The sequence below is a fragment of the Exiguobacterium sp. genome, assembly GCF_020832205.1.
Lineage (GTDB): Bacteria > Bacillota > Bacilli > Exiguobacteriales > Exiguobacteriaceae > Exiguobacterium.
On sequence record NZ_JAFIFD010000020.1, the window covers coordinates 1 to 20,182 of the forward strand.

Here is a 20,182-nt window from a genome sequence, read left to right on the forward strand (position 1 = left end):
GCTTCAGCGCCGAAAGTAGTTGGGGGTCTCCCCCTGTGAGGATAGGACGTTGCCAGGCAAGATCGTTCCGCAATAGCTCAGTGGTAGAGCAACCGGCTGTTAACCGGTAGGTCGTAGGTTCAAATCCTACTTGCGGAGCCACTTTTCTCTTTTTGGAGAGCTGTCCGAGTGGCCGAAGGAGCACGATTGGAATTCGTGTAGGCGGCAAAACCGTCTCAAGGGTTCGAATCCCTTGCTCTCCGCCAGTTTTTCACTCAAATTATGGCCCGTTGGTCAAGCGGTTAAGACACCGCCCTTTCACGGCGGTAACACGGGTTCGAATCCCGTACGGGTCACCATTTAAATTTTATATCGTCGCGGGGTGGAGCAGTCTGGTAGCTCGTCGGGCTCATAACCCGAAGGTCGTTGGTTCAAATCCAGCCCCCGCAATTACAGTGGTCCTGTGGTGTAGTGGTTAACATGCCTGCCTGTCACGCAGGAGATCGCGGGTTCGAATCCCGTCAGGACCGCCATTTTTTTAATTTAATTTACTACATACATGGCTTTGTAGCTCAGTTGGTAGAGCAAAGGACTGAAAATCCTTGTGTCGGCGGTTCGATTCCGTCCAAAGCCACCATGTGGGGGGGTAGCGAAGTGGCTAAACGCGGCGGACTGTAAATCCGCTCCCTCGGGTTCGGCGGTTCGAATCCGCCCCCCCCCACCACTTAGGGGCATAGTTTAGCGGTAGAACTACGGTCTCCAAAACCGTCAGCGCGGGTTCGATTCCTGCTGCCCCTGCTTATTATGGCGATTGTGGCGAAGTGGTTAACGCACCGGATTGTGATTCCGGCATTCGAGGGTTCAATTCCCTTCAGTCGCCCCATTTTATTGGGCTGTAGCCAAGTGGTAAGGCATCGGATTTTGATTCCGACATGCGAAGGTTCGATCCCTTCCAGCCCAGCCAACTATGCGGAAGTAGTTCAGTGGTAGAATACGACCTTGCCAAGGTCGGTGTCGCGGGTTCGAATCCCGTGTTCCGCTCCATCTAATTTGGCGCCATAGCCAAGTGGTAAGGCAGAGGACTGCAACTCCTCTATCGTCGGTTCGATTCCGACTGGCGCCTCCAACATAATATGCCGGTGTGGCGGAATTGGTAGACGCGCACGACTCAAAATCGTGTTCCTCTGGAGTGTCGGTTCGACTCCGACCACCGGTATCCGTAGATCCTAGCTGAGGCTAGGGTCTTTTTTTAATGCTTTTAACATCTTTTTTCCGCTATGCTGGCTGTACTATAGAGGTTACCAACCATATAGAAAAAGCGTTCTTGCAAGAACGCTTTTTCTATATGTGTGGTCATTCGGTTCTCATTGGATAGACGTCGGAACGATAGTGAGCGTATGTAAATAATCAGGACCAAAGTTATTCAAAACATATAACTCCTCTTCGGCCGCAGTAGCTAGCCCGTTCGAGAATCCACGATTTGCGTTTAATAGGCGGAGGAGACGATCCTGTTCTTGATCGGCTGTGCTGAAGTCGCCGCTCGCCCAATTGTCGAGCATCGTTCGCAGCTCCTCATATACGTTTGGACCGACTTTGTTGTGCGTCTTAAGAAGCGTCAAATATTCAGAAGAGGCCGCGATATTCTCTTCGGTCATCGGAATCGCTCCCCATTTCGAGCGGGCCGAGATTTTTTGATGGGTCATCAAATGCATGTTTTTTACGAGACTTGTCCGACTCAGCTTGCTTTTGTCATAGCTGACGACTAATTCGACACGCGTCTTATTCGTCGCGTTCCCTCGTCGATTGAACGGGTCTCCCTTCGATACTTCAAGCTGTAACTCTCGCACGCGTTCGGCGTATACATCCTCTAATTCTTCGTTTTGAACCCCTTGACTCAAATTCGTATAGAACGTGTAGCTGACAATTGCCACAGGGGCGAGAACGAGCAATGTCATCACAACAATGATTACTCGCTTACGTGTCACCAGGTGTTTGATTGTACTCTTCACAACAATTCCTCCTCACTGCATACAATGGATTTTATCATACTTATTATGTTTTTAATTCTATAAAAGGGATTAATATGGAATTTAAAAAGGTGGATTCTATCAATTGTCACTACCAAATTTGAAATAATCAAACAATACAAATTATATGTGGTATAATTACCTGGTGATAAATAATGCGGCATAAGACGAATGAGGTCGTGCTCGCGTTTCATTTTACTGTAGGTGTAGTCAGCGCTTTATGTAGTTGAGGAGGAATGAAGTAACATGAGTAAAGAAAAAATTGCCCAGCTCCGGAAACACGTCTCGCCCTTTGAGAAAGCGGACGTGAAAAAGAGTATCCGGCAAATGATCAATACGATTTTACCGTTTTTAGCAGCTTGGTTTTTAGCGTATCAAGCGCTCAGCATTTCTATTTTCTTGACGATTCCGCTCGCAATCATCGCTGCAGGATTTGTCGTCCGGATGTTTATTATATTTCACGATTGTACGCACGGGTCGTTCTTTAAAAATAAAAAGGCGAACAATATCGTCGGTACGATCATGGGTGTGCTCACGTTATTCCCATACGAAAAGTGGAAGCGGGAGCATTCGATTCACCACGCCTCAAGCGGGAACTTGGATAAGCGCGGAGTGGGGGACATTTGGGTCATGACGATCGAAGAATACATCGCAGCATCAAAGTGGACGCGTCTTCAATACCGTCTTTACCGTAATCCGCTCGTCATGTTCGGTCTTGGTCCCTTATATCTGATTATGATTACGAGCCGATTCAATCGAAAAGATGCACGTAAGAAAGAACGTACGAATACGTATGTGATCAATGCAGCGCTCGTCGTCTTGTATGGGGTGATGATCTCGCTCGTCGGCTGGCAAGCGTTTCTGATCGTACAAGGCATCACGATGTTCACGGCTGGTCTTCTCGGCATCTGGCTCTTCTACGTCCAACATACGTTTGAAGATTCATACTTTGAAGACGAGAGTGAATGGGACTACGTCAAAGCAGCGATCGAAGGGAGCTCGTATTACGAGTTGCCGAAAGTGCTCCAGTGGGTGACTGGGAATATCGGTTTCCATCACGTCCACCACTTAAGCCCGCGCGTGCCAAACTACAATTTGGAGAAAGCACATACGTTGACGCCGCCGTTGCAAAAGGCGACGACGATCGGGTTGCTCTCAAGTTTGAAATCGCTTCGCTACAAACTATACGATGCGAAGAACAAGACGTTCGTCACATTCCGCGACATTAAACATCTGTTACGAGAACCGAAGACGTCTTCTCTTTAAGCAGTCTGCCGTAATCTTACGGCAGACTTTTTTATTCCCGAAAACGATATAGCAAAATATGATTTACGAGAAAGGAATCGGGGTATATAACACTTCTTAAGCATTACACCAAAAGATTTTAAACAAAAGCATTGACTTCGTAAAAGTATAGGTGTATATTGATTGTAGTCGCTGATGAGGCGAACATATGATAACCATGCGGGTGTAGTTTAATGGTAAAACCTCAGCCTTCCAAGCTGATGACGAGAGTTCGATTCTCTTCACCCGCTTCTTGATCTCTCTGCCGAGTGGCGGAGAGATTTTTTGTATGCGAAAATGGATACGGAAGGAGTGGTTGGATGAACGGATTGAGTCCGGAAACGATCAAACAAAAAATTGTCGAGTATGCCGAGACGATTGGAATCGATGAGTTGAAAGTGACGACGGCTGATCCGTTCATCGTCATGAAACAGCGGCTCATCAAGCAACAAGAGAGAGGATTCGCTTCAGGTTTTGAAGAGCCGGATTTAGACAAGCGGACGAAGCCGGAGTTGCTGCTTGAAGACGCCCAGTCAATTATCGCCATCGCCATCGCCTACCCGAGCAAGTTAAAGGAGGCACCGCGTAGCGTATCCGGTTCACGACGTGGGCTCTTTGCCCGCGCCTCCTGGGGTCTCGACTATCACCGGGCCGTCGGTTCGCGCCTCGAGCAACTTCAAGCTTATATTGAGACACTCGTCCCTGATGTCCGGACCCGTTCAATGGTTGATACAGGAGAACTCGTCGACCGGGCTGTGGCCGAACGAGCTGGTATCGGATTCAGCGGTAAGAACTGTTCCATCATTTCCCCGGAAAAAGGGTCTTACCTCTACTTAGGCGAGATGATCCTCGATACGTATTTACCGCCAGACGAAGCGATTGAAGACGGATGCGGTGATTGCGATAAGTGTATGACGGCTTGTCCGACGTCGGCGCTAGTCGAACCGGGAGTGCTTGATGCGAAGCGATGCATCGCTTATTTAACGCAAATGAAGACGCTCATGCCGCGCGAGTTTCGTTCAAAACTTGGAGGACGTCTGTACGGCTGTGACACATGTCAGCAAGTATGTCCGTATAACCGTAAAAAAGATTGGCGGCACCACGAGGAGTTGTTGCCGGAGGCGGAAATCGTCAAGCCGCTCCTCGAGCCGCTTCTTACATTAAGTAACCGCGAATTCAAAACGAAGTTCGGGCACCTGTCCGGAGCGTGGCGCGGCAAGAAGCCGATTCAACGGAACGCCATTCTCGCCCTCGCACATTACCGTGAGCCGTCAGCGGTTCCGGTGTTGCAATCGTTCATTCAAGAAGACGAGAGAGAAGATATGCGGGCGACCGCGGTGTGGGCGATCGGGGCCATCCTTGGTGAGACGGCCGATACGATTTACCAAGAGATCGAACAGAAGGAACAATCCGAAGTGGTGCTTGAGGAGATTCGTATTTTCCGGGAGGAGTGGGAACGTGAAAACCGTGTCATCTAAATGGGGACCGTTATCGTACGAACTGAACGAAGAGGGGAAGTTGGTCGCGCTCGATTTCGCCGATACACCGTCGATCGAGCCGGCGCCTGATTGGCTCGTTGATTTGATGGAACGCGTCGAACGTGACGGTCTTCAGGCGTCCGATCGTGCGTCGATCGAGATGCACGGCACACCGTTTCAACATGAAGTCTGGGACGCGCTCTTGACGATCCCGTCTGGGGAGACCCGAACGTATAAACAAATCGCCGAACAAATCGGACGCCCGAAAGCGTTACGCGCCGTCGGGCAAGCGCTCAATCGGAATCCGTTGCCGATCTTGTTTCCGTGTCATCGTGTCATCGGCAGCAACGGCAAGTTGACCGGTTTTGCCGGCGGACTCTCGCATAAGCAACGTTTACTTGAAATCGAACAACAAAAGTGAGGTATTCATTATGGCAATCCATGTAGTCATGTTTCAACCTGAAATCCCTGCGAACACGGGAAACGTATCGCGGACGTGCGCGGCGACGAACTCGGTGCTCCACTTGATTCGCCCGCTCGGCTTCTCGACGGATGACAAGATGTTAAAGCGGGCTGGGCTCGACTATTGGCAGTTCGTTGACGTCCGCTACCATGATTCGCTCGATGAGTTGTGGGAACAGCATCCGGACGGAGAGTTCTTCTATATTACAAAATACGGGGAACAGTATCCGAGCGACCTCGATGTGTCGAACGTCGACAAAGACTACTTCTTCGTCTTCGGACGCGAGACGAAAGGGTTGCCGATGGAAGTGATCGAGAATAACCTTGACCGCTGCATCCGCCTTCCGCAATCGAATCTTGTCCGCTCGCTCAACGTATCGAACACGGCGGCCATCATCGTCTATGAAGCGCTTCGCCAACAAGGATATGCGGGATTGAAATGAAGTCGTAAGCTTGACTGTATGGCCGAAGTGAAAGCAGACGAAGAAGCGGTATATTGCGATTACCGCATAAGGGACGAGTGACAGATGCTCGTCGTTTCGGTAAACTTCAGACCGTGGAACTTTGACACGGAGCCATAAAAAAAGAGCCGGATTCGTGAGAATCTCGGCTCTTATTGGTTACCTTCTGGTTTTCTGTTATATCCTGCTGTGAAAATCGCGGCGAGGAAGACAACGCTGACTGCCATCATTAATAATAAACCCATCCGAAAATCCCCCTTTTGTTCTCCATGACTACGAATATTATAATATACTTGATATTAGATTTGCACTGAATATGAGAAATAAATGTGAAATTGGAGCCTTCCCTATGAAAACGAATGTGTACTTGTTGAGCTATGCCCCGTTGATCGGCATCATCTTGTTCTCGATGTCACTCGCCATCGCGACGAGTGAGTACGTCATCGAATGGATGACTCGTGTCGGTGTGTATAGTGAAATCATCGCCTTATTGTCGGTACAAGAGACGAAAGTGCTCGTCCTCGTCGTCTTTTTCACGATATATTTCATGTTGTTTAGCGCGTTCAAACTTGTCGCCGACACGTTCAATCAGCTTGGCTTCGCGTTCTTCGCCCGTGAGACGAACGGCAGCTCGCTCCATCGGTTGAAGCCAGGCGCGACGATCTTTCTTGTCGGGTCAGGGGTCAGTTTCTTGTTTTTAAACTCGTTGCTCGCCGCCATCGCCGTTTTGCTCGGCACATTCGTGCTCTATTTGTTCTATTACATATGGCAAGTCAGTCAGTTGATGTCGACGTTTCGAGCGATTGGGTTGTTGCTCATTCAAGCGATGATGTGGGCACTTCTGTTGAGTGGATTGGCGTGGGCGCTATTGCGATTGTTTAATTCGGTCGGGGATATCATTTTATAAAGAAAGGTCAGGGACAGACATCCCTGACCTCAGCTTGTTGACTAACATCAATAGAATCGCTCGTCCTTCCGACGCCCACGCTTTCCTGCAGGAGTCGGGGCGCCGTCGGACGGGCAACGCAAACGGTCGCCATTTGGCGGCCGTTTGTCTTTTTCTGAGGCCTCGATGGCCGAAGGAAAAGCCCGTCTACATAGCATTTCTTCAATTTTATGCCGGGCAGAGCGCCTCGAGCTCATTGAACACAAAAAAAGACGAACCAAATCGCAATGGGCGATTTGGTTCGTCAACAGCCTGAGGTCAGGGACAGACGTCCCTGACCTTTTAACGATGTGCTTCCGTCCAGACGATGGCCGGATAAGCGCGGTTGGCGAGCTCGGGGAACGGGCGTGGCGTGTCCGCTCCGAGCCAGATGGCGGTGATCGTTTCATCGGTCAAGCCGACGTACCACATGTCTTTGTGGGCGTTCGTCGTGCCGGTCTTGCCGCCGACATACGGACGCTTGATTTGTCCGGCGTAACGTCCGGTCCCATACGACGTGACGGCGGACAATGCTTGCCGCACCGTCGCCGCGGTCTCTTCCGACCAGACGGCCTGTTTCGTCATGCTTGGTGTGAGGGTCGGAGCCCCGGAGCCGAAGCGAATCTCTTTGATCGTCTGTCCGGACACGTACACGCCGCCGTTAAGGAACGGCGTATAAGCGGCGGCTAGTTCTTTCGGCGACACGCCTTGCGTCAATCCGCCGAGGGCGCTCGCCATGCTGTTGTCGTTCTCTTTGTCCCACTGGCTGAACATGAGGTCGGCCGTGGCGTAGGCGGCATCTTGGTCGATACGAGCGAACGCCGCGAGCGCCGGGGTGTTGAACGAGTAGGCGACCGTATCGCGAAGTGTCACGTCACCGAGCACGCGGTTGCCGCTGTTCGTCGGGCAGTACGTGCCGTAGCAGACCGGGCGCCCGTCGAGTACCGTCTCGAGTGTCGCGTTCGTCTCTTCGATGAACGGGGCAAAGACGAGAATCGGCTTGATCGCTGAACCTGGTTGGCGGAACGCTTGCGTCGCCCGGTTGAACTCGCCGCTCCGTGTCATCTCCGAATCGACGAGCGCGACGATGCGCCCGTTCGGCGTCAGTTCAGCATAACCGCCGTTCACGCCGCCGGGAAGCCGGCTCAGCTCACGCTTCGCTTTCGTCTGGCGCGAGACGGATAAGTACGTCTCGACCGTCGCCCGGTTGCTTGCTAAGTAGTCACGCGCAGCCTCTTCGTCTAGGTCGTAGCGGGTTCGGACGAGCCGGATGGCGTCTTTGATGACAGCATCCATATAGTCGGGGTAACGAATTTCGTGCCGTTTGTAAGTAGCTTTCAATTTAACGCCGTGGGCCGCCTCATACGCTTGTTGCGACACGAGTCCGGCATCTTTCAGTTGGGTTAAAATCCGGTCCTTCCGCTCGTAAAACGCAGGAGATGGGTCGAGCGGATCGTATAATGACGGATTGTTCGGGACCGTCAACAAGTAGGCGATCTGATTCCAATTCAAGTCCTCGAGCGGACGATTGAAATACGTGTCGGCCGCTGACTGGATGCCGTACACGTTATGACCGAAGAAGATGACGTTGCTGTATGCGGTGATAATTTCTTTCTTACTATAACTTTTTTCGAGTGCTCGCGCGATCATCAATTCTTTCACTTTCCGCTCGTACGTCCGCTCATGCGTCAAGTAAACGTTCCGTGCCAATTGTTGCGTGACCGTACTTCCACCTTGCATCGACGTCTCGTTGGCGTTATTGATGAACGCTCGGGCGATGCCCCCGAGATCGTAGCCAGGGTGGGCGTTGAACTTCCGGTCTTCGATGACGATGATGGCGTCACGGATATGGTCCGGGAGCCCGTCGACCGAGACGTCATCCCGGCGTCCGCTCAAATAAAGCGCTTCCGTCCCACCTTTATAAGCGAGCGTGACGGCATATTTTGCCGAAAGCGGCTCTGTTTGGACCGTCTCTTCACCCCATGCGACAATCGTCTTTGCTTGTTCGATCTCTTCTTTTAAAGCCCCGCTCACCGTAAACCCGACGGCTAACAGTCCGGCGAAAAACAGTGTTCCAATCCATGCGCGCATCTTTTCACCTCTCTCTTCATTCATTATATCGTCAATCTTTCAATAAAATTCAAAATGTAAACGTTATCATATAATAATTTGGGCAGGAATACATTAGGAAACCGCGAAAAAGGGTAATAGAGGTTTATATTATGAATTTAGGAGGCTGTACTATGAAGCAAGAAATGGTTGCGATGCTCCTCGCGGGCGGAGAAGGGAAGAGACTCGGGCCTCTCACGCGAAAGACGGCGAAACCAGCCGTTAACTTTGGCGGGAAGTACCGCATCATCGATTTCCCACTGTCAAACTGCACGAACTCGGGAATCACGACAGTCGGTGTGTTGACACAATATGAACCGCTTGAATTGAACCGTTATCTCGGGATCGGTTCGGCTTGGGATTTAGATCGTCGTAACGGAGGCTTAGCCATCTTGCCGCCATACCAGGCACAATCGGGGAAAAACTGGTATGAAGGTACGGCGAACGCGATTTATCGGAACTTGAGCTATATCGATGACTACGATCCGGAGTACGTATTGATTTTATCGGGTGACCATATCTATAAGATGGACTACGAGAAAATGCTCGATTTCCATAAGGAAAAAGATGCAGACGTCACGATCTCGGTCATGGAAGTACCATGGGACGAGGCGCCACGCTTCGGGATTTTAAATACGAGCGACGATCTTCGCATCAATGAGTTCGACGAGAAGCCTGAAAAGCCGAAAAGCAACTTGGCCTCGATGGGAATCTACATCTTCAACTGGAAAGTGTTGCGGGAGCACTTGATTCAAGATGCAGAAGATGAGACGTCAAGCTTTGACTTCGGGAAGAACATCATTCCGAACACGCTTCTCGATGGGTTAAACGTCTTCGCTTACAAGTTCAAAGGGTACTGGAAAGACGTAGGTACGATCCAGTCGCTTTGGGAAGCAAACATGGACTTGCTTGAAGAAGATCCACCGTTCGACTTGTATGACCAGAACTGGAAAATCTATTCGGTCAACCCGAACCAAACACCGCAGTTCATCGGGAAAGACGCTTGTGTCGAACAGTCGGTCGTCAATGAAGGATGCCGGATTGAAGGAGAAGTCCAACACTCGGTGTTGTTCTATGACGTCCGTGTCGGGGAGGGTTCTCTCGTCAAAGACTCAGTCATCATGCCGGGAGCACGCATCGGCAAAGATGTAACAATTCATCGTGCCATCGTCGCAAGCTGTGCCGTCATCGAAGACGGGGCGACGGTCGGCGAGCCGGGTGGTGAGATCGTTGTCATTGAACCACATGAAAATATCCAAAGCGGCACCGTATTCAAACAACGTGCTTGATTTAAAAAAAGACCGACGCAAGGAGGCGTTACTGTTGACGAATGATTTGTTAGGGGTCATCAACTTAGGGACCGAAGAAGGACTGTTTCCAGAGTTTACGGGACACCGCAATTTAGCGGCCGTTCCGTTCTCAGGACGATATCGACTCATTGACTTTACTTTGACGAATATGATCACACAAGGTATCAACCAAGTCGGGATCTATACACTCGACAAGTACCGCTCTTTAATGGACCATCTCGGGTCTGGGAAAGAATGGGACCTTGACCGCTCACAAGGCGGTCTCCATATCTTCCCGCCGGCGCTAAAACCAGACGGCGAAGCGTACTTGGGTGATTTGGCCAACTTCTCGATCCATCGCGAGCATTTCGTGCGCAGCAAGCAACCTTACGTCGTCATAACGGGATCGAACGTCTTGACGACGATCGACTTCCAAGAGATGCTCGACCATCATAAAGAGATGGGTGCGGATATTACGCTCGCATATACGGGCCACGAGCAAAAATGCGGCTACTGCCGTCCGATCCGCCTCGGCGAGAACGACCGCGTCGTCGGGATTTCGGAACGGGGCTATAGCCCGGACGATGAGTATGCGTACACGGAAACAATCATCATGTCGAAAAACTTGTTCCTCCGCCTCGTCGATGAAGCGACGTCGCGTGGGGAGTACGACTTGTTAGACGGCGTCATCCGTCCTCAGCTCCATCGTCTCCACGTTCACGGCTATCACTATACTGGGAAAATGCAGGTGATTCATTCAGTCCTTTCATACTATAATGAAAGTATGCGCTTACTTCGTCAGGAAGGCATCATCTATGACTTCCCGCACATTTACACGAAGATCAAGCATGAGCCGCCGACCCGCTACTTGAAAGGGTCGAAAGTGAATGAAGCGCTCGTTGCCAACGGATGTAAAATCAGCGGAGAAGTTCAAAACAGTATTCTCTTCCGCGGCGTTGTCGTCAGTGAACACGCTCGCATTAAAAATTCAATCATTTTATCCAAGTCCATCATTGAAGAAGGCGCTGTCGTCGAGAACGCCATTTTAGACAAAGAAGTGGTCGTGAAACGCGGACAGGTCATTCGAGGAACGGTCGATGAGCCGATCGTTATCGGAAAACGGACAACGGTGTGAAGGAGGATATTATGAAAATATGGTATGTCGCTTCAGAAGCGGCACCGTTCATGAAGACGGGGGGGCTTGCCGATGTCATCGGCTCGCTCCCTCAAGCGGTGTCTAGCCTTGGTGAGGACGTTAGTGTTGTCATGCCGAAGTATGGCTCGATTGCACAGGAATATGTGGATGAGATGGAGTATTTATTTGATTTGATCGTCCCTGTCGGATGGCGCAAACAGTTTGGCGCGGTCCTTAAGCTTGAGCGGGACGGCATCACGTATTACTTTATCGACAATGAATATTACTTTAAGCGTGAAGGCGTGCTCTATGGCCACTATGATGACGCGGAGCGGTTCGCGTTCTTCTCACGCGCCGTCCTCGAGATGATCGGAAAAGTGGAAGCGGACGAAGTACCGGACGTATTGCATTGTCACGATTGGCAGACAGGCGTCGTCCCGGCGTTCCTACGGATCCACTATCAACATATCGAAGCGTATCAACGGATTCGCACCGTGTTCACGATCCATAACTTGCAGTATCAAGGCATTTTCCCTGAGGCTGTTCTCGGCGAACTGTTGCAGTTTGGGCCTGAACACTTCACGGCGGAAGGGATTCAACATAACGGTCTCGTTAACTACATGAAAGCGGGCATCGTCCATTCCGATCAAATCACGACGGTCAGTCCGTCATATCGTGATGAGATCATGGAGCCGTATTACGGAGAAGGGCTTGACGCGGCGCTTCGTCATCGAGCCGTCGACGTCCGGGGGATTTTGAACGGTCTCGACTTGGCGACGAACGACCCGAGTACGGACAAGCGAATCGCACAGACGTACAACTTGGATACGGTCAAAGAAGGAAAACTGGCCAACAAGCGTGAGCTGCAGGAACGGTTCGGCTTAGAAGTGCGTGACGACGTCATGTTGATCGGGTTCGTCAGCCGTCTCGTCGAACAAAAAGGTCTCGACTTGATCAACGGGGTGAGTGACGAGCTCGGGAATTTGGATTGTCAATTCGTCTTTCTCGGCTCAGGGCAACCCGAGTACGAGGCGATCGTCCACGAGATGACGGCTGCACATCCTGGTAAGATCGGTTCATACATCGGCTTTGACATCGAACTCGCCCACTTGATTTATGCCGGTTCTGACGCATTCCTCATGCCGTCACGATTCGAACCGTGCGGGCTCAGTCAATTGATCTCGATGCGTTACGGAACGCTGCCGATCGTCCGTGAGACGGGCGGGCTTCGTGACACGGTCAAACCGTACAACGAGTACACGCAAGAAGGGACAGGATTTGGGTTCTTGAATTACAACGCCCATGAGATGCTCGCGACGATCGAGAAATCGATTCGCGTCTTCTACGACCAAAACAATTGGAACGCCCTTGTCCATCAAGCGATGACGACGGACTTCAGCTGGAAACAATCCGCGAAGCAATACCGTGAGTTATATCACTTATTCGCATGACTGGAAGGAGTTTTACACTTATATGTTCACAGATAAACAGAGCTTCGTCACTTCGTTCCAAGAAAGATTTGTCGCTTTAAACGGGAAATCGTTCGATGAAGGGACCGAGCAGGAAGTGTATCAGACGTTGGCAACGATGGTGCGCGAGCAGGCGATCCCAAAATGGATCAACACGCGCGACAAGCAAGAAGAAAAGCAAAGCAAACAAGTCATCTATTTCTCACTTGAGTTTTTGTTAGGGCGTTTCTTATACAATAACTTGCTCAGCATGGATGTTTTAGAAGTCGTTCAAGAAGGGCTCGAGGAGCTTGGATTTGATTTCAATGAAATTACCGAGTATGAACCGGAGCCTGGACTAGGGAACGGCGGCCTCGGTCGACTTGCCGCTTGCTTCCTGGATTCGCTCGCCGCACTCAGCTTGCCGGGGCATGGGAACGGGATCCGTTACCGCTACGGGCTGTTCAAGCAAAAGATCGTCGACGGCTATCAAGTCGAACTCCCGGACAACTGGCTTCGTGACGGCAACATGTGGGAGACGCGCCGCGCCGATCGCGCGGTCGACGTCAACTTCGGCGGTTGGATTGAGATGCGTCAAATCGGCGACCGTCTTCGCGTCGTCCATCACCCGGACGAAGTCGTCCGGGCCGTCCCGTATGACATGCCGGTCATCGGTTACAAAAATGACGTCGTTAACACACTCCGTCTGTGGAACGCCGAATCGCCTTATGACGATGAGGAGTATATGGAACTGACGAAAGGGTCATACAAAGATTTGCTTAAATACAAGCAGTCAATTGCGACGATTTCTGAATTCCTCTATCCGGATGACACGACATACGAAGGAAAAGTGCTTCGTCTGAAGCAACAATACTTCTTCGTGTCGGCGGGCATCCAATCGATGATGGCGTCGTATCTCCGTCATAACAAATCACTCAAACACCTAGGTGATCACTACGCCGTCCACATCAACGACACGCACCCGGTCGTCGCTATTCCAGAAATGATGCGCATCTTGATGGATGAGCACGGTTACGGATGGGAAGAGGCGTGGCGTGTGACGAAGAGTGTCATGTCGTTCACGAACCATACACTTCTCGCCGAAGCGCTCGAGAAGTGGCCGGTCGAGATGTATGAACGGTTGTTGCCGCGCATCTATCAAATCATTGAAGAGATCAACCGTCGTTTCTGTAAAGACGTGCTCGTCAACTATCCGCACCTCGAGCCGCATATGGGTGACATTGCCATCGTCTCGAACGCGCATATCAACATGGCGAACTTGGCTGTCGTCGGTTCACACTCGACGAACGGCGTCGCCCAAATCCATACTGATATTTTGAAACAACGCGAGATGCGTCATTTGTACGAGATGTTCCCGCTTCGTTTCAACAACAAGACGAACGGAATCACACACCGGCGTTGGTTGCTCAAGTCGAACCCGCGTCTCTCGAACTTGATCACAGACGCCATCGGACCGTCGTGGATTGAACATCCGAACGACTTAGAGAAGTTGATGGGCTTCTCGAAAGACGCGAGCTTCCAAGAACAGGTCATGGACGTGAAGCAACAAAACAAGCTTGATTTGGCGTCGTATATTCAAGACGAAACGGGCATCACCGTCGATCCGAATTCAATTTTTGACGTACAAGTGAAACGGCTGCACGCCTACAAGCGTCAGCTCATGAACGCGCTCCACATTCATGCCCTCTACCAAAAGATCAAAGCGGACCCGACGTTCACGATGGTACCGCGCACGTTCATCTTCGGCGCGAAAGCGGCGCCTGGATACTACTATGCGAAAGAAGTCATCCGTTACATCAACGCTCTCGCCACGATGATCAATCACGATAAACGGGCGAGCCAGTTCATCAAGATCGTCTTCCTCGAGAACTATCGCGTCTCGATGGCAGAACGAATCTTCCCTGGATCTGATGTGAGCGAGCAAATCTCGACAGCGAGCTACGAAGCGTCGGGTACCGGTAACATGAAGTTCATGATGAACGGGGCGCTCACGATCGGAACGCTCGATGGAGCGAACATCGAGATTCGAGACGCGGTCGGAGACGACCATATCTTCATCTTCGGCTTGACGCCGCAAGAAGTCATGAACTATAAGAAGTTCGGCGGGTACCATGCGGCCGATATCTATCATGCGAATCAAGAAATCCGCGACGTCGTCGACGGTCTCGTCAACGGCACGTTTGATAAGGTCGGCGAGTATCAATTCCAGGCGATCTTTGATTCATTGCTCGTCTACAACGATGATTTCCTCGTCTTAAAAGACTTCGCCTCGTACATGCAGGCGCAGCGTCGAGCCGGAGAAGTGTTCGCCGATAAGGCACGTTGGGCCGAGAGCTCGATCGTCAACACGGCCAAATCGGGGATTTTCTCGAGCGACCGGACGATCACAGAATACGCGAACGCGGTCTGGAACATCAAACCGACGAGCGTGAAATAAAAAACGAGATCCACCCGTTACGGGTGGACCTCGTTTTCTGGATAAGAGATCCAGTCAGAATATGAGCCAGGGTAAAGGCGGACGTCGTCTTTGCCGAGGGCGTGCAACGCTAAAATGTTGACACAAGCGGTGACACCGCTCCCGCAGTAGAAGATCGGGTTCGGGACATCGAGTACGTCCGCATACAGTTCTTTCAAATCATGAAAGTCTTGCAACGTGCCGAGTTCGGTGATGGCGTTGGCGTATGAACAGAGGACGGCGTTCGGAATATGTCCGGCTTTCTGATCGATCGGTTCGTGGCTGCCGTCGAAACGGTCGGCCGTGCGGGAATCATACAGATCGCCCGTGCTTACGGCTTTCACGTCTTCGATCGTGGCGATCATCTCATCTTGGAACTGAGGGACATAGTCAGACGCCGGATAGTTCGGGACCTCGGTCGTCGTCTCACCGCAGTAGGTGATGCCGGCTTGAATGCCGCCTTCGAGCACGATCACGCGTTCATGGCCGGCCCATTTAAAGAGCCACCAGGCGCGAGCGGCGTACGGGAACCCGTCGTCATAAATGATGATCAAGTCATCTTTTTGAATCCCGATGCGGCGAAGCGTCGCCGTCCACGCTTCTTTCGAAGGAAGCGGATGACGTCCGCCGTGCTCTTCGACGGGACCGGACAAGTCTTCCATCAAATCAAGGAAGACGGCGTTCGGAAGATGGCCTTGGCGATACACATATTTGCCGTAAGAGGCATCGTTCAAGGAATAGCGGCAATCGATAAAACGGATCGAGTCCGTATGGACGATATGTTTCAATTCTTGGGCACGCATTGTTGGGAACATAGAATCACCTCGAAGTTTCGTTACTTCCATCCTATACAAGATGGAACAAATTGGCGAGTACTTCGATTGAATTTAAATGTCGAAAGGGGAACTAACCATGACATGGCAACAAACGTATGAACGGTGGAAGCAACACGAGGAGCTAGAACCGCATCTTCGGGCTGAATTAGAAGAGATGGCGAAGAACGAGACGTCACTTGAGGACGCGTTTTATAAGACGCTCGAGTTCGGGACGGGTGGTATGCGTGGGGAGATCGGACCGGGCGCCAATCGCATGAACATCTACACGATTCGCAAAGCGTCAAAAGGATTTGCTGATTTCATCGCGGCGTCTGGAGAAGAAGCGAAACGGCACGGTGTCGTCATCGCCCACGATTCTCGTCACTTCTCGCCTGAATTTGCACTTGAAGCGGCGCGAACGCTCGCCTCAAGCGGCATCAAGACATACTTGTTCCCGAGCCTTCGGGCGACACCAGAGCTCTCGTTTGCCGTTCGGCATTTGAACGCCTTTGGTGGAATCGTCATTACGGCGAGCCACAATCCCCCAGAATACAACGGTTTCAAAGTGTACGGTGCGGACGGCGGGCAATTGCCGCCAGCCGAAGCTGATGAACTCGTCTCTTACGTCAACGCGATTGAGGACGAACTGTTGATCGAAGTGAAAGACGAAGCAAGCCTGCGGGCGGATGGGACGCTCGTCACTGTCGATTCATCGGTCGATGCAGCTTATATGGAGGCACTCCAGTCCATTCGCATCCATAAAGACGTCCAAGGCGAAGACCCGCTTAAAATCGTCTTCTCGCCGCTTCACGGCACGGGGCGTCGTCCGGTCATGGAAGGGCTTAAGGCGTACGGCTTCGAACACGTCACAATCGTCGAAGAACAAGCGGAACCGGACGGGGCTTTCCCGACGGTCAGCTATCCGAACCCGGAAGAGCGGGCAGCGTTCAAGCTCGCCATGGAATACGGCGACCGCGTCGAGGCGGATCTTTTGATGGCGACGGACCCGGACGCTGACCGCGTCGGGTTCACGGTCCGTGATCGTGACGGCGAATGGTTCGTCTTGACGGGCAACCAGACGGGTGCGCTCTTGATGGACTACATCTTGTCACAAAAAGTGGAGACGGGCACACTTCCGTCAAACGGATTCGTCGCCAAGACGATCGTCACGTCTGAACTCGGGGCGGCGATCGCGAAAGCGTACGGTGTCCATCTCGAGAACACGCTCACCGGGTTTAAATTTATCGGCGAGAAAATCAAACAGTACGAGGAGTCAGGTGAATACGAGTTCTTGTTCGGTTACGAAGAGAGCTACGGTTATTTGATCGGTGATTTCTGTCGCGATAAAGATGCCGTCCAAGCGTGTCTCCTCGGAGCCGAAATGGCCGCTTTCCATAAACAACATGGACGTACCCTTTACGACGCGCTTCAAGCCGTCTATGAGAAGTATGGGTTTTACGAGGAGTCGCTCCAGTCGATGACGCTCAAAGGGAAAGCCGGACTCGAGCAAATCGGCCGGATGATGGAAGCGTTCCGGGCGAACCCGCCGCAAGAAGTCGGCGGCTATGAAGTCGTCCGTTTCGAAGATTATAAGAAACAAGTCGCGACCGACCTCCGTCAAAACGAGTCGGAAGCGATCGACTTGCCGTCTTCGAACGTGCTCAAGTTCATCTTTGAGGACGGGTCATGGTTCTGCCTCCGTCCGTCCGGTACTGAACCGAAAATCAAGTTCTATTTCAGCGTTCACGCGGACAGTGCCGAGAAGACGACGGCGAAACGTGAAGCGATCGAACGAGATGTGATGAAGCAAGCGAAAGCAATCGATTGATCCATGACCACCACCCTGACGAGGGTGGTGGTTTTTGTTTGACAACGCATGCCCCCGTCAGTATGATGAGTGTATTGTTCAAAACCATGTAATCATATAAGGATTATCAGGAAGGTGGATTTTATATGAAAAAATCATTAACAGCTGTACTCGCGATCGGCGCATCATTCGGGGTGCTCGCGGCTTGCGGGACCGAGACAAACAGCGGTTCAGAAGAGACGGTCATCACCGTCGGGACGGAAGCGACGTACCCACCGTTCACGTACAAAGATAAAGGTGAATTGACAGGTTACGATATCGACGTGTTGAACGAAGCGGCAGAACGTGCCGGTTACACGCTCGAGTTCGAAGCGATGGACTTCAAAGGACTCGTCCCGGCACTCGACGCGGAACGCATCGACTTGATCGCCAACCAAATGAGCATCACACCAGAGCGTCAAGAGAAGTACGCGTTCTCTGACACGTATGCCGTCTCAGGCGCCCAAGTCATCGTCGGATCAGACAACGAGGACATTCAAGGCATCGACGACCTCGACGGCAAAGTCGTCGGCTCGACGCAAGGATCTGTGTACGCACAGATGGCTGAAGAAGCCGGCGCGGAAGTGAAGTTCTACAAAGGTGCGAACCAAGTGCTGCAAGACCTTCAAGTCGGCCGTCTCGACGCTGCTTTGAACGACCGTCTCTTCATCTTTTCAGAGCTTGAGAAGACAGGCTATGACGTGAAAGCGGTCGGGGATGTCTTCAACAAGAGCGAAGCCGGCTTCATGGCACGCCAAGACTCGGAAGTGCTTGAAGGTTTGAACGAGGCGCTCGCCGAGATGAAACAAGACGGCACGATGAAAGAGATCGGTGAGAAGTACTTCGGTGAGGACATCAGTCAATGAATGAACTGATCACGACCGTCATCGATAACCGTTCGGTCTATCTTGAAGCCGTGCAATTGACGTTGATCGCCAGTGTGCTGTCGATTATTCTTGCATTGGTGCTCGGTCTGATCATTGCTTTGCTTCACAGTAGCCCTGTTAAACTTGTCCGGTTGTTCACGCGGATGTACATCTCGTTCTTCCGCGGGACACCGCTCTTGTTGCAACTGCTCATTCTTTATGTCGGCTTGACCGGTTTCGTCCAATTGAGCGGCATGCAAGCGCTCATCTATGGGCTCGGCCTTCACTTTGCGGCCTATATTTCGGAAGCGTTCCGCGCCGCCATCAATTCGGTCGATCAAGGGCAAGTCGAGGCGAGTGTCGCTCTCGGTATTCCGCGCGGCAAACGGTTCAAAGACATCATCTTCCCGCAGGCGCTCTCACGTGCGATCCCGCCTGTCTCGAACTCGGTGATCGATATCATTAAATCGACGTCGCTCGGTTCGGTCATCGCCGTTCAAGAATTGACGTACGTGTCCGACCAAATCGCCGCGACGACGTATCTCGTCATGCCACTCCTGTTGTTTTCGGCAACGATTTATTGGATTTTGTCGACGCTCATTCAAGCAGGTCAACATCGGCTTGAACGTCGCTATGCGATTCGCTAAGCACAAAAAGCAGTCATTTCTCATCCTAAGGTGGAGAGATATGACTGCTTTTTTTGTATTATGGATTGCAAAAATCACAGTATGCTGGGGAGGCGTATACGTCAGGATCAAGATGTTCTGTTAGTTGATATTGACAAGTAGAGCAGGCATGGATGTGTCGCACGACTTGTTTAGTGGGAGTATGACACTGCTCACATAATCGTCCAGGTACTTTTCGTACGATACGGAAACCGGGTGTTTCACATTTTGGACATAAAGAGTTTGCTTGTTCAATCAGTTTTCTCGTCGCCATCTCAATATTTTTCATGCGAGTTGGATTGGCGTATGCTCGCATGTCAGTCTCTATAAAAACTTGTTGATTCGTAGATTTGTTTAAGCAATACGTAAAAGCTTCCTGCAGCGCTGATTCATCCGCAATATTTTTTAAAATGACGGATGAGTGTTCATCATCTGGTCGAAGGATTACGTGATGGTCTGGGAACCCAACTTCATTCACGAACTGAAGCGCGGAAGAATAGCTTTGAACGATGGTATGATTAAAATTTGTGTCGATTCCTTCGTAGTAACCTTGTAATTCAAGATCTCGTTCATAATCTTTTAGTAACACCAATTCAGTGTTCCATGGAATGGGGGCAAGAGGATGAAATCCGAATGTACCTTCACTGGCTATTCCAACATGTAGGTTTGACAGCTGTATGACCATATTCGCTTTTTTTCTTGCTGTTTCGAGTTGAGAGTGTTGTCGACCGATTTCCCTCGTAAACGTTCCGAACTGGTCGGTATCAAACTGGCTCACATGTAAACGACATCCTAGCTGTTCTTCTAGTAGTGGCTTGATCACTTTTTCTTTTTGGTGCATTGTGACTAACATAACATCTCGATCTTTTAAAAAACTCATCACACGTTTCCTTTCTATTCACATACAGGTTCCTTGT

The 20,182-nt window shown here is 51.1% G+C and carries 16 protein-coding genes and 14 tRNA genes; 26 read left to right on the plus strand and 4 right to left on the minus strand.

Annotated features, from left to right (window positions below):
- Positions 1-66: 66 nt before the first annotated feature.
- The 13 genes from JJU47_RS04565 (at position 67) to JJU47_RS04625 (ending at position 1,195) form a co-directional block, all read left to right on the plus strand.
- Positions 67-141: transfer RNA gene (locus JJU47_RS04565), tRNA-Asn, on the plus strand.
- 13 nt (positions 142-154) lie between these two features.
- Positions 155-245: transfer RNA gene (locus JJU47_RS04570), tRNA-Ser, on the plus strand.
- Between the two features lie 18 nt (positions 246-263).
- Positions 264-338: transfer RNA gene (locus JJU47_RS04575), tRNA-Glu, on the plus strand.
- Between the two features lie 17 nt (positions 339-355).
- A tRNA-Met gene (locus JJU47_RS04580) sits at positions 356-429 on the plus strand.
- Positions 430-436: 7 nt separating this feature from the next.
- Positions 437-512 (plus strand) — tRNA-Asp (locus JJU47_RS04585).
- Positions 513-540: 28 nt separating this feature from the next.
- Positions 541-616 (plus strand) — tRNA-Phe (locus JJU47_RS04590).
- A 3-nt stretch (positions 617-619) separates the two neighbouring features.
- Positions 620-703 (plus strand) — tRNA-Tyr (locus JJU47_RS04595).
- A gap of 3 nt (positions 704-706) precedes the next feature.
- Positions 707-777: transfer RNA gene (locus JJU47_RS04600), tRNA-Trp, on the plus strand.
- Positions 778-786: 9 nt separating this feature from the next.
- Positions 787-862: transfer RNA gene (locus tag JJU47_RS04605), tRNA-His, on the plus strand.
- Between the two features lie 6 nt (positions 863-868).
- Positions 869-943: transfer RNA gene (locus tag JJU47_RS04610), tRNA-Gln, on the plus strand.
- 5 nt (positions 944-948) lie between these two features.
- Positions 949-1,023: transfer RNA gene (locus tag JJU47_RS04615), tRNA-Gly, on the plus strand.
- 8 nt (positions 1,024-1,031) lie between these two features.
- Positions 1,032-1,105 (plus strand) — tRNA-Cys (locus JJU47_RS04620).
- A 9-nt stretch (positions 1,106-1,114) separates the two neighbouring features.
- Positions 1,115-1,195 (plus strand) — tRNA-Leu (locus tag JJU47_RS04625).
- 148 nt (positions 1,196-1,343) lie between these two features.
- Here the strand turns inward: JJU47_RS04625 and JJU47_RS14670 are convergent.
- Positions 1,344-1,988: a DUF6241 domain-containing protein gene (locus JJU47_RS14670; RefSeq protein ID WP_228616596.1), complete on the minus strand. Its 645-nt coding sequence runs from the start codon at positions 1,986-1,988 to the stop codon at positions 1,344-1,346.
- A gap of 264 nt (positions 1,989-2,252) precedes the next feature.
- Here JJU47_RS14670 and desA point away from each other — a divergent pair, with 264 nt between their 5' ends.
- The 6 genes from desA (at position 2,253) to JJU47_RS04660 (ending at position 6,598) form a co-directional block, all read left to right on the plus strand.
- Positions 2,253-3,272 (plus strand): Delta(5) desaturase DesA, encoded by a 1,020-nt coding sequence (desA, locus tag JJU47_RS04635; protein WP_228616598.1) that lies wholly within the window; start codon positions 2,253-2,255, stop codon positions 3,270-3,272.
- 198 nt (positions 3,273-3,470) lie between these two features.
- Positions 3,471-3,541: transfer RNA gene (locus JJU47_RS04640), tRNA-Gly, on the plus strand.
- Positions 3,542-3,619: 78 nt separating this feature from the next.
- Entirely contained in the window at positions 3,620-4,768 is a 1,149-nt protein-coding gene (queG, locus tag JJU47_RS04645) for a tRNA epoxyqueuosine(34) reductase QueG (RefSeq protein WP_228616698.1), read from the plus strand.
- Positions 4,749-5,189, plus strand: coding sequence for a methylated-DNA--[protein]-cysteine S-methyltransferase (locus tag JJU47_RS04650; RefSeq protein WP_024372516.1), 441 nt, complete (start codon positions 4,749-4,751; stop codon positions 5,187-5,189). Before queG ends, JJU47_RS04650 begins: the two co-directional genes overlap by 20 nt.
- A gap of 10 nt (positions 5,190-5,199) precedes the next feature.
- On the plus strand, positions 5,200-5,673 hold the full coding sequence (trmL, locus tag JJU47_RS04655; RefSeq protein WP_228616600.1) for a tRNA (uridine(34)/cytosine(34)/5-carboxymethylaminomethyluridine(34)-2'-O)-methyltransferase TrmL: 474 nt from the start codon (positions 5,200-5,202) through the stop codon (positions 5,671-5,673).
- Positions 5,674-6,040: 367 nt separating this feature from the next.
- Complete coding sequence (locus JJU47_RS04660; protein WP_228616603.1) at positions 6,041-6,598, plus strand: DUF5366 family protein; 558 nt, start codon at positions 6,041-6,043, stop codon at positions 6,596-6,598.
- 321 nt (positions 6,599-6,919) lie between these two features.
- Here the strand turns inward: JJU47_RS04660 and JJU47_RS04665 are convergent, their stop codons facing one another.
- Positions 6,920-8,707 carry a transglycosylase domain-containing protein gene (locus JJU47_RS04665; protein ID WP_228616605.1) on the minus strand — a complete coding sequence of 596 codons (1,788 nt, stop codon included), beginning with the start codon at positions 8,705-8,707 and terminating at the stop codon, positions 6,920-6,922.
- Positions 8,708-8,859: 152 nt separating this feature from the next.
- Between JJU47_RS04665 and JJU47_RS04670 the strand changes: the two genes are divergently transcribed.
- Genes JJU47_RS04670 through JJU47_RS04685 form a run of 4 tightly spaced genes read left to right on the plus strand, consistent with a single transcriptional unit; the run spans position 8,860 to position 15,055 of the window.
- Positions 8,860-10,014, plus strand: coding sequence for a glucose-1-phosphate adenylyltransferase (locus JJU47_RS04670; RefSeq protein WP_228616607.1), 1,155 nt, complete (start codon positions 8,860-8,862; stop codon positions 10,012-10,014).
- A gap of 34 nt (positions 10,015-10,048) precedes the next feature.
- The gene (gene glgD / locus JJU47_RS04675) at positions 10,049-11,149 is read left to right on the plus strand and encodes a glucose-1-phosphate adenylyltransferase subunit GlgD (protein WP_228616609.1); all 1,101 of its coding nucleotides are present in this window, start codon (positions 10,049-10,051) and stop codon (positions 11,147-11,149) included.
- 11 nt (positions 11,150-11,160) lie between these two features.
- Positions 11,161-12,600 carry a glycogen synthase GlgA gene (gene glgA, locus JJU47_RS04680; protein ID WP_228616611.1) on the plus strand — a complete coding sequence of 480 codons (1,440 nt, stop codon included), beginning with the start codon at positions 11,161-11,163 and terminating at the stop codon, positions 12,598-12,600.
- 22 nt (positions 12,601-12,622) lie between these two features.
- Positions 12,623-15,055 (plus strand): glycogen/starch/alpha-glucan phosphorylase, encoded by a 2,433-nt coding sequence (locus JJU47_RS04685; protein ID WP_228616613.1) that lies wholly within the window; start codon positions 12,623-12,625, stop codon positions 15,053-15,055.
- Between the two features lie 17 nt (positions 15,056-15,072).
- Here the strand turns inward: JJU47_RS04685 and JJU47_RS04690 are convergent, their stop codons facing one another.
- Positions 15,073-15,888: a sulfurtransferase gene (locus JJU47_RS04690; protein ID WP_228616615.1), complete on the minus strand. Its 816-nt coding sequence runs from the start codon at positions 15,886-15,888 to the stop codon at positions 15,073-15,075.
- A gap of 97 nt (positions 15,889-15,985) precedes the next feature.
- On the opposite strand from JJU47_RS04690, the gene JJU47_RS04695 reads away from it, so the two are divergent.
- From JJU47_RS04695 to JJU47_RS04705, 3 genes are all read left to right on the plus strand, one after another.
- Positions 15,986-17,716 carry a phospho-sugar mutase gene (locus tag JJU47_RS04695; RefSeq protein WP_228616617.1) on the plus strand — a complete coding sequence of 577 codons (1,731 nt, stop codon included), beginning with the start codon at positions 15,986-15,988 and terminating at the stop codon, positions 17,714-17,716.
- Positions 17,717-17,841: 125 nt separating this feature from the next.
- A complete protein-coding gene (locus JJU47_RS04700) occupies positions 17,842-18,600 on the plus strand; it encodes a transporter substrate-binding domain-containing protein (RefSeq protein WP_228616618.1) in 759 nt (252 codons plus the stop codon).
- Positions 18,597-19,247 (plus strand): amino acid ABC transporter permease, encoded by a 651-nt coding sequence (locus JJU47_RS04705; RefSeq protein WP_228616619.1) that lies wholly within the window; start codon positions 18,597-18,599, stop codon positions 19,245-19,247. The genes JJU47_RS04700 and JJU47_RS04705 overlap by 4 nt, the downstream gene beginning before the upstream one ends.
- A 58-nt stretch (positions 19,248-19,305) precedes the next feature.
- On the opposite strand, the gene JJU47_RS04710 is transcribed toward JJU47_RS04705, so the two are convergent.
- Positions 19,306-20,145 carry a DUF6671 family protein gene (locus JJU47_RS04710; protein WP_228616621.1) on the minus strand — a complete coding sequence of 280 codons (840 nt, stop codon included), beginning with the start codon at positions 20,143-20,145 and terminating at the stop codon, positions 19,306-19,308.
- Positions 20,146-20,182: the final 37 nt, after the last annotated feature.

Coding starts and splice junctions, on each gene's coding strand:
- desA (WP_228616598.1), top strand. CDS start 2,253: ATGAGTAAAGAAAAAATTGCCCAGCTCCGGAAACACGTCTCGCCCTTT.
- trmL (WP_228616600.1), top strand. CDS start 5,200: ATGGCAATCCATGTAGTCATGTTTCAACCTGAAATCCCTGCGAACACG.
- JJU47_RS04660 (WP_228616603.1), top strand. CDS start 6,041: ATGAAAACGAATGTGTACTTGTTGAGCTATGCCCCGTTGATCGGCATC.
- JJU47_RS04665 (WP_228616605.1), bottom strand. CDS start 8,707: ATGCGCGCATGGATTGGAACACTGTTTTTCGCCGGACTGTTAGCCGTC.
- JJU47_RS04670 (WP_228616607.1), top strand. CDS start 8,860: ATGAAGCAAGAAATGGTTGCGATGCTCCTCGCGGGCGGAGAAGGGAAG.
- glgA (WP_228616611.1), top strand. CDS start 11,161: ATGAAAATATGGTATGTCGCTTCAGAAGCGGCACCGTTCATGAAGACG.
- JJU47_RS04685 (WP_228616613.1), top strand. CDS start 12,623: ATGTTCACAGATAAACAGAGCTTCGTCACTTCGTTCCAAGAAAGATTT.
- JJU47_RS04690 (WP_228616615.1), bottom strand. CDS start 15,888: ATGTTCCCAACAATGCGTGCCCAAGAATTGAAACATATCGTCCATACG.
- JJU47_RS04695 (WP_228616617.1), top strand. CDS start 15,986: ATGACATGGCAACAAACGTATGAACGGTGGAAGCAACACGAGGAGCTA.
- JJU47_RS04700 (WP_228616618.1), top strand. CDS start 17,842: ATGAAAAAATCATTAACAGCTGTACTCGCGATCGGCGCATCATTCGGG.
- JJU47_RS04705 (WP_228616619.1), top strand. CDS start 18,597: ATGAATGAACTGATCACGACCGTCATCGATAACCGTTCGGTCTATCTT.
- JJU47_RS04710 (WP_228616621.1), bottom strand. CDS start 20,145: ATGAGTTTTTTAAAAGATCGAGATGTTATGTTAGTCACAATGCACCAA.